The 12,459-nt window shown below is 73.0% G+C and carries 14 protein-coding genes; 9 read left to right on the top strand and 5 right to left on the bottom strand.

Annotated features, from left to right (window positions below):
• Window positions 1-55: 55 nt before the first annotated feature.
• The 3 genes from ABZ945_RS22590 to ABZ945_RS22580 all read right to left on the bottom strand — a co-directional run bounded on the left by ABZ945_RS22590 (window position 56) and on the right by ABZ945_RS22580 (window position 3,306).
• On the bottom strand, window positions 56-1,498 hold the full coding sequence (locus tag ABZ945_RS22590) for a glycosyltransferase 87 family protein (RefSeq protein ID WP_361272349.1): 1,443 nt from the start codon (window positions 1,496-1,498) through the stop codon (window positions 56-58).
• 76 nt (window positions 1,499-1,574) lie between these two features.
• On the bottom strand, window positions 1,575-2,378 hold the full coding sequence (locus ABZ945_RS22585; protein WP_361272346.1) for an ABC transporter ATP-binding protein: 804 nt from the start codon (window positions 2,376-2,378) through the stop codon (window positions 1,575-1,577).
• Window positions 2,371-3,306 carry an ABC transporter permease gene (locus tag ABZ945_RS22580; protein ID WP_361272343.1) on the bottom strand — a complete coding sequence of 312 codons (936 nt, stop codon included), beginning with the start codon at window positions 3,304-3,306 and terminating at the stop codon, window positions 2,371-2,373. The genes ABZ945_RS22585 and ABZ945_RS22580 overlap by 8 nt, the downstream gene beginning before the upstream one ends.
• A gap of 158 nt (window positions 3,307-3,464) precedes the next feature.
• On the opposite strand from ABZ945_RS22580, the gene ABZ945_RS22575 reads away from it, so the two are divergent.
• From ABZ945_RS22575 to ABZ945_RS22555, 5 genes are all read left to right on the top strand, one after another.
• Entirely contained in the window at window positions 3,465-4,100 is a 636-nt protein-coding gene (locus tag ABZ945_RS22575; RefSeq protein WP_361272341.1) for a TetR/AcrR family transcriptional regulator, read from the top strand.
• A gap of 97 nt (window positions 4,101-4,197) precedes the next feature.
• On the top strand, window positions 4,198-4,875 hold the full coding sequence (rfbC, locus tag ABZ945_RS22570; RefSeq protein ID WP_361272338.1) for a dTDP-4-dehydrorhamnose 3,5-epimerase: 678 nt from the start codon (window positions 4,198-4,200) through the stop codon (window positions 4,873-4,875).
• Between the two features lie 204 nt (window positions 4,876-5,079).
• Entirely contained in the window at window positions 5,080-6,408 is a 1,329-nt protein-coding gene (locus ABZ945_RS22565; RefSeq protein ID WP_361272335.1) for a PQQ-binding-like beta-propeller repeat protein, read from the top strand.
• Between the two features lie 132 nt (window positions 6,409-6,540).
• Window positions 6,541-6,795 (top strand): hypothetical protein, encoded by a 255-nt coding sequence (locus tag ABZ945_RS22560; RefSeq protein WP_361272332.1) that lies wholly within the window; start codon window positions 6,541-6,543, stop codon window positions 6,793-6,795.
• A 270-nt stretch (window positions 6,796-7,065) separates the two neighbouring features.
• Window positions 7,066-7,815 (top strand): hypothetical protein, encoded by a 750-nt coding sequence (locus ABZ945_RS22555; RefSeq protein ID WP_361272330.1) that lies wholly within the window; start codon window positions 7,066-7,068, stop codon window positions 7,813-7,815.
• 292 nt (window positions 7,816-8,107) lie between these two features.
• Here ABZ945_RS22555 and ABZ945_RS22550 read toward each other — a convergent pair whose 3' ends face one another.
• Window positions 8,108-8,692, bottom strand: coding sequence for a helix-turn-helix domain-containing protein (locus ABZ945_RS22550; protein WP_361272327.1), 585 nt, complete (start codon window positions 8,690-8,692; stop codon window positions 8,108-8,110).
• An 88-nt stretch (window positions 8,693-8,780) separates the two neighbouring features.
• Here ABZ945_RS22550 and ABZ945_RS22545 point away from each other — a divergent pair, with 88 nt between their 5' ends.
• Window positions 8,781-9,677, top strand: coding sequence for an NADP-dependent oxidoreductase (locus ABZ945_RS22545; protein WP_361272410.1), 897 nt, complete (start codon window positions 8,781-8,783; stop codon window positions 9,675-9,677).
• A 58-nt stretch (window positions 9,678-9,735) separates the two neighbouring features.
• On the opposite strand, the gene ABZ945_RS22540 is transcribed toward ABZ945_RS22545, so the two are convergent.
• Window positions 9,736-10,800: a YihY/virulence factor BrkB family protein gene (locus tag ABZ945_RS22540; protein WP_361272325.1), complete on the bottom strand. Its 1,065-nt coding sequence runs from the start codon at window positions 10,798-10,800 to the stop codon at window positions 9,736-9,738.
• Window positions 10,801-10,920: 120 nt separating this feature from the next.
• Here ABZ945_RS22540 and ABZ945_RS22535 point away from each other — a divergent pair, with 120 nt between their 5' ends.
• The 3 genes from ABZ945_RS22535 (at window position 10,921) to ABZ945_RS22525 (ending at window position 12,456) form a co-directional block, all read left to right on the top strand.
• A complete protein-coding gene (locus tag ABZ945_RS22535; protein ID WP_361272322.1) occupies window positions 10,921-11,388 on the top strand; it encodes a hypothetical protein in 468 nt (155 codons plus the stop codon).
• A gap of 79 nt (window positions 11,389-11,467) precedes the next feature.
• Window positions 11,468-12,076 carry a GNAT family protein gene (locus ABZ945_RS22530; protein ID WP_361272319.1) on the top strand — a complete coding sequence of 203 codons (609 nt, stop codon included), beginning with the start codon at window positions 11,468-11,470 and terminating at the stop codon, window positions 12,074-12,076.
• Between the two features lie 38 nt (window positions 12,077-12,114).
• Complete coding sequence (locus tag ABZ945_RS22525; RefSeq protein ID WP_361272316.1) at window positions 12,115-12,456, top strand: VOC family protein; 342 nt, start codon at window positions 12,115-12,117, stop codon at window positions 12,454-12,456.
• The last annotated feature ends 3 nt before the right edge of the window (window positions 12,457-12,459 follow it).

Here is a 12,459-nt window from a genome sequence, read left to right as displayed (position 1 = left end):
CCTCGTATAGGCGATATACAGGCGATATGCGTACGCGGGCTATGCGTACGCGGGTCTACAGCCCCTTGAGGGAGGGCGGGCCCGGCACGGTCTGGAGCCAGAGCCGGCGGCAGGCCAGCAGCGCCGCCGCCAGCAGCACCGCGTTGCGCAGCGCCACCGCCACGGTGCCCAGCGGGCCGAGCGCGATCACGTCCTCGTAGAGGATCGGATACCCCAGCGAGGTGAGCGCCGCCGCCGGCACCATCAGCAGCGCGGGCCGCCGCATCACACTGTCCCGGCAGGTCAGGCAGACCGCCGCCAGCGCCAGCAGCCACACCAGGTACTGCGGGCTGATCACCCGGCTGGTCACCGTGAACAGCAGCACCGCGGTCAGCGCCGCGTCCGCCGGGGTCGCCGGGCTCCACGCCCAGGACCGCCACCGCCACAGCAGCAGCCAGCCCAGCGCCACCACCGAGAGGGCCAGCGCCAGCTGCGCCGCGCTGCCGGTGTACGGGCCGGCCAACTCGAACGCGCCATAGCGGTAGCGGACCTCCCCGTGCCACCAGCCCGCCAGCCCCGCCAGCGCCAGCGCGCTGCCGCCCAGCGACTCGATCTGCAGCCCCCGGCCGCCCTGCTGCTCGGCGAAGTCGCCCACATGCGCGTAGCCCCAGACCAGTACGGCGAGCAGCGCGCCCGCCGCCAGCAGCGCCGAGGCCCAGCCGCGCCGCGAGGGGCGGCCGCGCGGCAGCCCGGCCAGGATCAGCAGCGGCCACAGCTTCACCATCGCGCCCAGACCGGCCAGCGCCCCGCCGAGCCGGTGCCGCCCCGCCAGCAGTGCCAGCAGCCCGAAGACCGCCAGCGCGGCGGGGAACAGGTCGTAGCGGGCCAGCGGCAGATGCAGCAGCAGCGGCAGGCCACCCACCCAGAGCCACGCCCCGCCGCCGCCCCGCCGCACCAGGGCGAACGCGATGGCGGCGTCGGCCAGCAGGGTGAGGGCGACGAACACCTGGAAGTAGGTGAGCAGCTGCGGCGCCGCGCCCGGGGCCAGGATCACCAGCCCGGCGCCCGGCGGGTACTGCCAGGTGACGTCCCCCGGCGGGAAGGTCCGGTCGGCCAGCAGCTGGTACCAGTGCTGGTAGAGCGCGTAGACCTCGCGGGACACCCCGCCGATGCCCAGGTTGTCCCGGAGCAGCAGCACGACCATCAGCCCGCGGGTGAGCAGCCAGACCACGGCCAGCGGCAGTACCGATGTGCGGTCGCTGAACAGCGGCGCCCGGCGCGGCGGCACCCGCTTGCCGCGGTCGGTGTGCTCGGCCACCGGCCGGTCGTCGGCGTCGCGGCGGCGGGTCCGGCGGGTCCGGCGGAAGGCGCGCGTCCCGGCCGCGCCCGGCTGGAGCTCCGGAGGAGGCGCCTCGCCGTCCGTGCGCCAGATATCCGTCGGCCCGGGGTCCACGGGCCCGATGTCGGTGGGCCCGACGTCCGTGCGCTCGGGGTCCTGTTCTGCACTGTTGGTAGCCATCAGCCGAAAGCTAACCCGATCTGACCTTTTTGCGCCCTTTGTGCACCTCCGTTCGGCCCCATCGGCGGTAGACGCCTCAGGCGCCGGTGTGCGCCTCGTAGGCGTCCATCACCTCGTCCACCGGCCCGTCCATCAGCAACCGCCCCGCCTCCAGCCAGAGCACCCGGTCGCAGCTGCGCCGGATGGCGGCGTTGCCATGGCTGACCAGGAAGACCGTCCCGGCCTCGGCGCGCAGCTCGGCGATCCGCTGCTGGCTGCGCCGCTGGAAACGGGCGTCACCGGTGGCCAGCGCCTCGTCGATGAGCAGCACCTCGTGCGACTTGGCGGCGGCGATGGAGAAGCGCAGCCGGGCGCCCATGCCGGAGGAGTAGGTGCGCATCGGCAGTGAGGCGAAGTCACCCTTCTCGTCGATGCCGGAGAACTCCACGATCCCGGCGTACCGCTCGCGGATCTCTTGCCGGGACATGCCCATCGCCAGCCCGCCGAGGATCACGTTCCGCTCGCCGGTGAGGTCGCCCATCAGGGCGGCGTTCACCCCGAGGAGGGCCGGCTGGCCGTGGGTGTAGACCCGGCCCTCGGTGGGCGGCTGGAGCCCGGCGATGGCCCGGAGCAGGGTGGACTTCCCGGAGCCGTTGCTGCCGACGAGCCCGATGGCCTCGCCCTCGTACGCGGCGAAGCTCACCCCCTTGACGGCGTGCACGGTACGGGAGCGGGGCGCGGCGGCCCCGCGCCCTCGCGGCACCATCCGGGCGAGGGTGGCCGCGGCCCCGGCACCGCGCCGGGCGGTGGCACCGCCGTGCACGGTGTAGTGGACATGGACCCCGTCCACCACCACGGTCGGGACCCGCTCGCCGGATTCGCCGGATCGGGCATCAGCCACGGCCGTACACCTCCTCCGCGCGCCAGAACCAGACGAAGCCGCCCACCGCCGCCAGCACCGCCCACCCGGCCGCCACCGCCCAGACATGCGGCGGCAGCTGGGCGGCGGTGAAGCTGTCGATGAGCGCGAAGCGGACCAGGCCGATATAGACGGCCGCCGGGTTCAGCTCCAGGGCCAGCCCGGCCAGGCGCGGGATGTGCCCCTCGGCCACCACGTGCTTCACGCTCCACATCACCCCCGAGGCGTACATCCAGGTCCGCAGCGCGAACGGCACCAGCTGCGCCAGATCGGGGGTACGGGCGGCCAGCCGGGCCATCGCCATCGCCACCCCCGTACTGAACAGCGCCTGGAGCGCGAGCGCGGGCACCGCCAGCAGCCAGGACGGCCCCGGGGTGGTCCCGCAGCCCAGCAGGATCACCGCCAGGGCGGCCAGCGAGAACCCCAGCTGCTGGAGCTGCTGGAGGGCGACGGCCAGCGGCAGGCTCGCCCGGGGGAAGTGCAGCGCCCGGACCAGTCCCAGGTTGCCGCTGATCGCCCGGGTCCCGGCGGTAATCGTCCCGGCGGTGAACGACCAGACGAAGACGCCGGTGACCAGGAAGGGCACGAAGTCGGCGACCCCGTGCCGGGTGTTCATCAGCACCCCGAAGATCAGGTAGTAGACGGCCGCGTTGAGCAGCGGGGTGGCCAGCTGCCAGAGCTGCCCGAGCCGGGCCTGGCTGTACTGCGCGGTGAGCTTGGCGGTGGCGAAGGCGGTGATGAAGTGGCGCCGCGCCCACAGCTGCCGGAGGTAGCGGGGGAGGGGCGGCCGGGCGCCGCTGACGGTCAGCCCATGGCGCAGTGCGAGGGCCTTCAGGTCTGCCGCGGGCTCGGCGGGCGGCGGCGGGATGGCGACGGGTGGGGATGGGGGAGCCAGGGCCGGTGCGGACACGGCGGCCGTCCTCTCTCGGGCGGGAGGTGGGGGTGGGCGACGGGACGGTACCGTCTCGTCGTCACGCATCGGACTGTACGCCGATCCCGTCCCGCGTCGCAACGGAACCGTTTCGTCGCCACGGGCGCGCTCGGCCCTCGCCGCGTAGGATCGCCGCCATGAGCACCGACCCCGCCCCGGCCCCTTCGGCCCCTGGTGACCGCCCCTCCCCCCGCCGGGCCCCCGCCGGGGCGGCGGTGCTCCGGGAGGACGTGACCGAGGCGATCCGCGCGGCCGTCTTCGAGGAACTGGCCGCCGTGGGCTTCGCCCGGATGTCCATCGAGGGCATCGCCCGCCGCGCGGGCGTCGGCAAGACCGCCGTCTACCGGCGTTGGAAGTCCAAGCTGGCGCTCGTCCTGGATCTGATCACCGCCGTCGCCGCCGAGGGCATGCCGGTCCCGGACACCGGTTCGCTCCACGGGGACGTCCGTGCCGTCCTGGAGGTCGCCGCGCACGCCCTGCGCCACCCGCTGGTCTCCCAGGTGGTGCCGGACCTGCTGGTGGAGGCCGCCCGCCACCCCGAGATCGCCGACACCGTCCGGGCGGTCCTGCTGGACGGCCGCCAGGGCGTGGCCGCCCGGATCGTGCGCGCCGCGGTCGAGCGCGGCGAACTCCCGGCGGACACCGACCCGGACCGGGTGCTGGACCTGGTCCTCGGCCCGCTGTACTGGCGGCTGGTGGTGGTCCGCACCCCGACCTCGGCCGGCTATCTGGACGACCTGGCCCGCTCGGCGGTCGCCGCCCTCACGGCGTAACCCCGCCACCCGATCGGCCGCACCCCGGGTGACGCCCCGCCCGCTCCCCGGTTGTGCCCACCGACCGGAGCACAGCGGAAAGGGCGGTGGACGCATCATGCGGGAACTGGGCATCAAGGGCGCGTGGATCATGGAGCCCCGGGTCTTCACCGACCCGCGCGGCAGCTTCCACGAGTGGTTCCGCGCCCCCGAACTGCGCGAGGCGGCCGGACACGGACTCGACCTCGCCCAGGCCAACTGCTCGGTCTCCGCCCGGGGCACCCTGCGCGGTATCCACTTCGCCGACGTCCCGCCCGGCCAGGCCAAGTACGTGACCTGTGTACGCGGGGCCGTGCTCGACGTCATCGTGGACCTGCGCACCGGCTCACCCACCTACCGCGCCTGGGAGGCGGTCCGCCTGGACGACCGCGACCACCGCGCGGTCCACCTCGCCGAGGGCCTGGGCCACGGCTTCCTGGCCCTCACCGACGACGCCACCGTGGTCTACCTCTGCTCCCGCGGCTACGCCCCGGCCCGCGAGCACGGCGTCCACCCGCTCGACCCGGACCTCGGCATCGACTGGCCCACCGACCTGCCGCCGCTCCTCTCCGACAAGGACGCCGCCGCGCCGACCCTGGCCGAGGCGGAGGCGGCCGGGCTGCTCCCCTCGTACGAGGCCTGCACGGCCTGGTACGACAGGCTGCGGGCCGGGTCGGTGGCGGCGGCCCCGGCGGACGCCGCCGCGCCGGACAACGTGGTGGCACCCAGGAACCCGGCCCAGACCCCCGTCGCCTAACGCGCCGCCTCACCCGCACCGAATGTTTTCAGCCATTCGTCAGGGCGGCGCCGGGCCGGACTGGCCTGTTCCGGGCCGTCTGCGTCCCCGCATCCCGGGCAGTGCGATCAGTGGTGTGCGGACGGGCGGGCACGGTGCCCCCGGCGCCCACCGACGCCCGGCGGCCGATGGGACCGCCGCGGCGGTCATCCTGAGGGGGATTCGATGAGCGGGACGACGGCCGGAAGAGCCGCCGGGGCGGGGCGCGCTCGACGCGGGGCCGGGTGCGCGCTCGCCCTGGCGGCGGCGCTGCTGGCGGTGGACGCCGGGGCGGCGGCTCCGGTGGTGGGAGCACCGCTGATGTCCCCCGCCCCCGGTGGGCGGACGGCCAAGAGCGTGGCCAAGCCGACGGTCAACCCGGCCGAGGCCCGGGACGCCACCCTCGGCTACCGTGCCAACCCGCGCGGGGACAGCGCGGTCGCCGGAGCCACCGCGGCCCCGCCGTACAAGAAGCTCTGGTCCCGGGACTTCGGCCAGGCGGTGTCCGCCCCGGTCGCCGTCGGCGGCACGGTGTTCGCCGTGGTCAACGCCGACCGGGGCGATGAGGGCGGCCCCCGGATGCAGCTGGTGGGCCTGGACGCGGCGACCGGCAAGGAGTTGTGGCCGCAGCGGTTCCTCACCTCCACCCCGGGCGCCAACCTCACCTACGGCGGTGGGCTCGTCCACACCCTGACCGGCGACGGCGGCCTCGCCGCCTGGGACCCGGCCACCGGTCGGCGCACGTGGACCGCGACGATCCCGGGCTGTATCTGCTCCTCCCCGCCGACCTGGTACGACGGGGTGCTCTACGGCCAGGACGGCCGGGGCACCGCGTACGCCTTCCGGGCCTCCGACGGCCGCCGGCTGTGGACGGCGCCGCTCGTCGACCACGCCCCGGGCAACATCGTGGTGAACGAGGCCGGGGTGTGGATCGGCTTCGACAACGTCTCGTACCACCTGCTCGACCGCGCCACCGGCCGCGAACTGCGCCGCTTCGACCGCCCCGACCGCACCGCGGGCCCCAGCAACCCGGTGGTGCTCGGCGCCGGGGCGCTCTGGCTCCGCGACAGCTCCGGCGGCTCCGCGAAGGACGAGGTGACCGCGTACGACCAGCGCACCGGCGCCGTCCTGCGCTCCTTCCCCGCCGACGCCACGGTGGCCTTCGGCACCCGGCACGCCTTCGTCACCCACGCCGGGACCGTCCGGGCGCTCGACACCACGGCGGCGTACCGCCCGTCCTGGAGCTACACCAGCCCCCGCCAGGTGGCCACGGTCCGGCTGGTCGCCAACGGCTTCGTCTACGTCCAGGACGGCGGCGGCCGGCTGGTGGTCCTCGACGAGCGCACCGGCGCGGCGGTCTGGACCCACCGGCTGTACCCCGAGCCGCATCCGATGGAGAACATCCCGCGTGAGTCGGATATGACCGGCTGGACCGTCCCCGGTCTCGCCACGGCACAGGGCCGGCTCTTCGCTCCGGCCGCCGACGGCACCCTGATCGCCTTCGGCAAGGCGTAGCAAGGGTCGTAGGGGATATACGGAGACCCAAGGGGCGGGCGAGTGGCGGTGGTTGGCCGGGGCGGCACCCCGCCGAGCACGCCCCGAGTACGCCCGAGCACGTCGAGCGTCCAGGACTGGAGGGTGGTACCCATGCATGCTGACGGGACGATGGATCCCCTGGAGCGCGGGACGGTGCAGCGGGGTCAACTGCGCAGCCGGGTCTCGGACATCGCCTGGACCGGGGTGTTCGTGATCCTCGGCGCCTGGGCCCTGCTCGGCGCGGTGGGCGCGGCGATGGGCTTCGCCAACTCCTGGGTGTACGCGGCGGCGGCCTCCGCGCTGCTCTTCATCGCGGTGGTCGTCCGCGCCTCCGCCCTGCGCGACCGGGCCCGCCGCCGCATCTGACGGAACCGGCCTTTCCCGAACGCTTCCCTTCCCTTCCCTTCCCTTCCCTTCCCTTTCCTTCCGACGGCGGTCGCCATGACGGCGGCCGCCGTCACCCATGTCCGGATCTCCCATGCTTCTCCGTGACCGGATCTTTTCCGTTCCCTTCCCGAGAACCCGGGTATTCGGACGCCGTAGAAGTCATCCGTGAAGCCGTTCGTAGAAGTCATTCGTGTGAAGTCGGGGAATCATTCTGAGCGGAATCGAGAATTCCGTCGGGGAGGGAATGTCATGGCCGTGAATTCGCTGAAGAGGAACGCCGTCCTTACCGCCGCCCTGGTCTGCGTGGGGGTCACCGGGCTCGCCGGCTGCGGTGACAAGGGGTCGGACGAGCCGTTCGCCGGGCAGAGCGCGGACGACATCGCGGCCAAGGCCGTGAAGGCGACAAGGGACGCGAACTCGGTCCGTATCGCGGGCACCGCGAAGCCGCAGGGCGCGCCGCAGACCATCACCTCGGATTTCCAGGTGGACGAGAAGGACAACTGTACGGGCACGATGTCCATGCAGCAGGCGAAGGCCGATGTCCGGCAGTCCGGTCAGGCCTTGTACATCAAGGGCAATGAGAAGTTCTGGCAGACCGCGCTCCAGGGGCAGCCCGGTACCGACAAGGTCATCGGAAAGCTCCAGGACAAGTGGGTGAAGAGCCAGCCGGGCGAGAGCTCCACCCAGGGAATGTGCGACAAGCAGTCCGTCATCGCCGCGATGGACAGCGACAAGTCCGCGCGCAAGGGCATGAAGCGCGGCGAGACCACCAAGGTGGACGGCAAGGAGGCGCTGGTCCTCACCAAGGAGAAGAGCGGTGGCGAGAAGCTGACCATGTACGTCGCCACCGAGGGCGAGCCGTACATCCTCAAGTCCGTCACCGAGGGCGGCAAGCAGCCCGGTGAGGCGACCTTCAGCGACTACAACGCCAAGGTCCAGGTCGAGCAGCCCCCGGCCGGCGAGGTGGTCGACCCCAAGACCGTCGCCGCGAACGGCTGACGCACACCCGCCGACTGACGGGCCGACAGGGGCCGTACCTCTCCTGGGGAGGTGCGGCCCTCCCTGCTGTACGCACCCCCCGCCCCCGTTCGCCGTTTCGTCCGCCGCTGTTCACCGGCGCAGGCGCAACGGCGCCGTCAGGCTCGGCCATCTCACGGGTTGACCGCAAGCATGCCGGCGCACCGTCATCCCGAAGGGCCCTTCCGTATGCGCACCCACCGGGTGCACCAGGACTGAGCCAGCGGGACCGCACTGCCCGCGGAAGGTGACCGGCCCCTCGGCCCAGGTCCGTTCAGGACTCGGAGGGGCCGGTGGCCTCCCAGGCCGCCTCGATCATCCGGAAGACCTCGTCCACCGCGGCCTCCGGATCCGCCGCCTCACGGGCCAGTGCGAAGGCCTCGACCGCGAACCGCGCGAGGGTCCGCCCGGCCGTCGCGGAACGGGCCCGGCCGGGACCGGCGGCGATGGCCGCGGCCAGCGACTCCGCGTGCCGCTGCCTCATCGACGCCTCGTACTCCCGCAGCGCCGGTGAGCCGTCGATCATCTGCCAGACCGGCGCGGCGCTCTCCGCCGTGCAGTGCCGCACCTGGGCCAGGATCTCAGCCCTCAGCGCGGGAACGAGCCCCGCCCGCCCCGCCGACCCGGTGACCGCCTCGGTGAGGCGCTGCTCGAAGTCGCCGTCCCGCTCGAAGACCAGGGCCTCCTTGGCGGCGAAGTGGGCAAAGACCGTGGTGACGGCCACATCGGCCTCGGCGGCCACCTCGCGGATGCCCACCGCCTCGTACCCCCGGTCCAGGAAGAGCCGCAGCGCGGTGTCGGCGATCTTCTGGCGGGTCGCGGCCTTCTTGCGCTCACGTCGTCCGGTCGGCACGGTCATACTCGTACGCTACCAGCTGCGAAAACGCAACCGTTCCGAAAGACTAACCGTTAGTGCTACGTTCCCTGGCATGAGTGCTGCGACCCAGATGAAGAGAGTGAGCTTCGCCGAGTTCGGCGGTCCGGACGTGCTGCGCCTGGAGGAGGACGCCGAGCGGCCGCACGCGGGCCCCGGGCGGATACGTATCGCCGTGCGCGCGGCGGGTGTGAACCCCGTCGACTGGCGGCTCCGCGAGGGGCAGGTCCTCGGGGCCCACCCGATCACCCTGCCCGCCGGAGTCGGGCTGGACGCCGCCGGAGTGGTGGACGAGGTCGGGGAGGGCGTGGAAGGGGTCGGGGTCGGCGACCATGTGTTCGGCGAAGGCGCCGCCACCTACGCCGAGTTCGCCGTGCTGTCGGCCTGGGCCCGGATGCCCGAGGGGCTGACGTTCGAAGAGGCGGCCGGGTACCCCTCCGTGGTGGAGACCGCGCTGCGGGTCATCCACGAGGTGGGGGTGCGGCCCGGGCAGACACTGCTGGTCAGCGGCGCGTCCGGGGGAGTCGGGTCGGCGGTGCTGCAGATCGCCCGCGAGCGCGGCATCACCGTGATCGGCCTGGCGGGGGCCGGAAACCAGGACTATCTGCGCGGCCTCGGCGCCCGCGCCACGACCTACGGCGGGGGCTGGGTCGAGCGGGTGCGGCGGCTCGGCCCCGTCGACGCGGCGCTCGACCTGGCCGGGTCGGGCGTCCTCCGCGAACTGGTCGAGCTGACCGGGGACCCGCGCACGGTGGTCTCCATCGCCGACCTCACCGCCCCCGAGCACGGGGTGCGGTTCTCCGGCATGGCCGGGAGCGTCCCGGCTGCGCTCGCCGAGGCCGCCGACCTCATCGCCCGGGGGAAGCTGCACATCCCGGTCGAGAAGTCCTACCCGCTCGCCGAGGCCGCGGCGGCGCACAACGACAGCCAGGCGGGCCACACCCGCGGCCGCCGGGTCATCGTCATCTGACCGCCACCGGGGCCGCCGGGCGCCTTCACCCGACGGCCCCGGTGACCCCGGTGGGTAATCAGCCCATCCTCCGCCGGTCCTCCTCCGTCCACTTGGTGGTGTCCCGCGGCTCCACATACGGCTCGGCATCGACCGGGTGCCCGCCCTCGATGGCGCGCTGCCGGGCCAGCTCCGCGTCGAACTCCAGCCCCAGCAGGATGACCAGATTGGTGATCCACAGCCACACCAGGAAGACGATCACACCCGCGAGCGTCCCGTAGGTCTTGTTGTACGAGGCGAAGTTGGCCACGTACACCGCGAAGCCGCCCGAGGCGACCATCCACAGCAGCAGGGCCAGCACACTGCCCGGCGTCACCCAGCGGAAGCCGCGCCCCCGGGCGTTGGGCGCCGCCCAGTACAGGATCGCGATCATCATCGTGACCAGGATGACCAGCACCGGCCACTTGGCGATCGACCACACCGTGACGGCCGTCTCGCCCAGCCCCAGTGCGTCGCCCGCCCGCCGGGCCAGCCCCCCGGTGAACACCACGATCAGCGCGCTCGCCACCGCCAGCAGCATCAGCACCACCGTCAGCACCAGCCGCAGCGGCAGCACCTTGGTCGCCGGACGGCCCTCCGGCAGGTCGTAGACCGCGTTCGAGGCGCGGATGAAGGCCGCGATGTACCCCGACGCCGACCAGATCGCCAGCACCAGACCGACGACCGCCATCAGGGACCCGAGACCGCCCCCGCCCCGCAGCTGCTCCACCGCCTGGGTGATGATGTCCCGCGCCGGGCCGGGCGCCAGCTTGCGCAGGTTCTCCAGCACGCTGTCCACCGCCGACTCGCCCGCCAGGCCGAGGATCGACACCATCGCCAGCAGTGCCGGGAAGAGCGAGAGCACCGAGTAGTAGGTGAGCGCCGCCGCCTTGTCGGTCAGCTCGTCGTCCTGGAACTCCGCGAAGGTCCGCTTCAGCAGCGCGCCCCAGGACCGCTTCGGCAGCTCCGTCGGCTTGTCCGGCGCGTTCGCCTCCACCGCGGGCCCGGGCCCGACCCCGCCGGCCCCGTCCGACGGCCCGCTTCCGGTCCGCCCCGCCTCGTCCCCGCGTCCGTCCCCGCTTCCCGGGGTGTGCATACCAGCCATGGCCCGCGAGTATCCCGACCGCCCGCCCGGAAACGGGGCCGGGCCGGTGGTACCCCGGACGGGCCGTCTAACCTGGCGACTCGGGGAGAACCGAAAGACACGGGGGAGGAGCCGGAGACCATGGGGCGTCTATGGGACAGGTACATGGGCACCCGGCACCCCGACGACGGTGTCCCCCCGTCCTCCCACTGGGAGGTGCGCAACCTGCTCTTCTCCCTCAACGCACCCGACCTGCGCTACCGCGTGCGCTACCCCACGGCCGGTGAGAAGGGCACTGTGGTGGTGGAGTGCCAGTTGCCGGAGGTGGGTACGCGCATCAAGGTCAGCATGCGTCTGGTCCCGGCGAAGCACGAGGTGCTGGCGCTGCACGAGTGGTGGGAGAAGGAGCGCACGTCCGGCTCCACGAGCCGCCAGTACGGCAAAGGCCCCGCGTTCAAGGTGTACCGCCAGTGGAAGGTCGAACGGGGGCCGGACGGCAAGAGGCGCCGCGTCGAGACGCTCCGCTTCGACACCCGCGAGATGACGGACGCGCTACGGAACGCCGTACTGGGCGCCGGCTGGACCTGGCGCGGCGTCTTCAAGCTCTGATCAGCCCTCTTTACCCCTGACCTGCCCTGACAGTGAAAACCGCTGTTCCCAGGGGTGCGTGCCCTCTTACCATCCGTCCATGAACGAAGACCAGGACGGCACCGGCACCGAGCAGGACGAGGAGGCGGAACGGATACCCGCCTGGCGCGCCGGAGCGGTGCACCTCGCCGCCCTGGACACCGACGACGCCGAGCTGGTGCACACCTGGCGGTCCGACCCGGTGGCCGCGTACGAGATCGGGGTCTGGCCCCGCTCCCTCACCGCGACCCGCGAGCGCATCGAGCGCGACAGCGAGGACAACGATCGCGACGACTTCCTCGTCCTCCTCCCCGACGGCACACCCATCGGCTACACCGCCCTCACCGACCAGAACATCGTCGACGGCACCGCCGAGGTCCTGCTCCTGCTCGCCCCCGAGCACCGCGGCGAGGGCCACGCTGTCCCCGCCCTCAACGCCCTCGTCGACCTGGCGTTCGGCGAACTGCCGATGTACCGCCTCTTCGCGGCCACCCACACCGCCAACGCCCCCGCCCTGGCCGTCCTCGCCGCGTCCGGCTTCGTCCAGGAGGGCGTCCGCCGCTCCGCCTGCCTCCACCGCGGCCGTCGCCACGATGTCGCCGTCCTCTCCCTCCTCCGTCCCGAATGGGAGAAGCTGGACCGCCCCCGCGCCTGGGAAACCGAGGCCTGACCGGGCGCCCCCGCACGACCGCGGCTAGGGTCGGCCCCATGACCCTGGACGCGAAGATGATCACGATCGACTGCGACGAGCCCCGCCGCCTCGCCGCCTGGTGGGCCAAGGCCCTGGACGCGGAGATCGCCCAGGACTTCGGCGGCGAGTTCGTCATCCTCGGCGCCCAGCCCCTGGTCCTCGGCTTCCAGCACGTGTCCGAGCCCCGGCAGTCCAAGAACCGGGTCCATGTCGACTTCCACACCGAGGACCGCCACGCCGAGGTCGCCCGCCTGGTCGCCCTCGGCGCCACCCTGGTCGGCGAACACTCTGCCGGCCCGCTGACCTGGAACATCCTTCAGGACATCGAGGGCAACGAGTTCTGCGTGGCGGGCGAGTAGCCG

This window comes from Streptomyces sp. NPDC046887, assembly GCF_040644755.1.
GTDB classification, from domain to species: domain Bacteria; phylum Actinomycetota; class Actinomycetes; order Streptomycetales; family Streptomycetaceae; genus Streptomyces; species Streptomyces lichenis.
This window is presented reverse-complemented; position numbering and strand designations above follow the sequence as displayed.

What these genes read in the sequence shown, in the direction of transcription:
- ABZ945_RS22590 (WP_361272349.1), bottom strand. Translation starts at nt 1,498, where the DNA reads ATGGCTACCAACAGTGCAGAACAGGACCCCGAGCGCACGGACGTCGGG.
- ABZ945_RS22575 (WP_361272341.1), top strand. Translation starts at nt 3,465, where the DNA reads ATGAGCACCGACCCCGCCCCGGCCCCTTCGGCCCCTGGTGACCGCCCC.
- rfbC (WP_361272338.1), top strand. Translation starts at nt 4,198, where the DNA reads ATGCGGGAACTGGGCATCAAGGGCGCGTGGATCATGGAGCCCCGGGTC.
- ABZ945_RS22565 (WP_361272335.1), top strand. Translation starts at nt 5,080, where the DNA reads ATGAGCGGGACGACGGCCGGAAGAGCCGCCGGGGCGGGGCGCGCTCGA.
- ABZ945_RS22560 (WP_361272332.1), top strand. Translation starts at nt 6,541, where the DNA reads ATGCATGCTGACGGGACGATGGATCCCCTGGAGCGCGGGACGGTGCAG.
- ABZ945_RS22555 (WP_361272330.1), top strand. Translation starts at nt 7,066, where the DNA reads ATGGCCGTGAATTCGCTGAAGAGGAACGCCGTCCTTACCGCCGCCCTG.
- ABZ945_RS22550 (WP_361272327.1), bottom strand. Translation starts at nt 8,692, where the DNA reads ATGACCGTGCCGACCGGACGACGTGAGCGCAAGAAGGCCGCGACCCGC.
- ABZ945_RS22545 (WP_361272410.1), top strand. Translation starts at nt 8,781, where the DNA reads ATGAAGAGAGTGAGCTTCGCCGAGTTCGGCGGTCCGGACGTGCTGCGC.
- ABZ945_RS22540 (WP_361272325.1), bottom strand. Translation starts at nt 10,800, where the DNA reads ATGGCTGGTATGCACACCCCGGGAAGCGGGGACGGACGCGGGGACGAG.
- ABZ945_RS22535 (WP_361272322.1), top strand. Translation starts at nt 10,921, where the DNA reads ATGGGGCGTCTATGGGACAGGTACATGGGCACCCGGCACCCCGACGAC.
- ABZ945_RS22530 (WP_361272319.1), top strand. Translation starts at nt 11,468, where the DNA reads ATGAACGAAGACCAGGACGGCACCGGCACCGAGCAGGACGAGGAGGCG.
- ABZ945_RS22525 (WP_361272316.1), top strand. Translation starts at nt 12,115, where the DNA reads ATGACCCTGGACGCGAAGATGATCACGATCGACTGCGACGAGCCCCGC.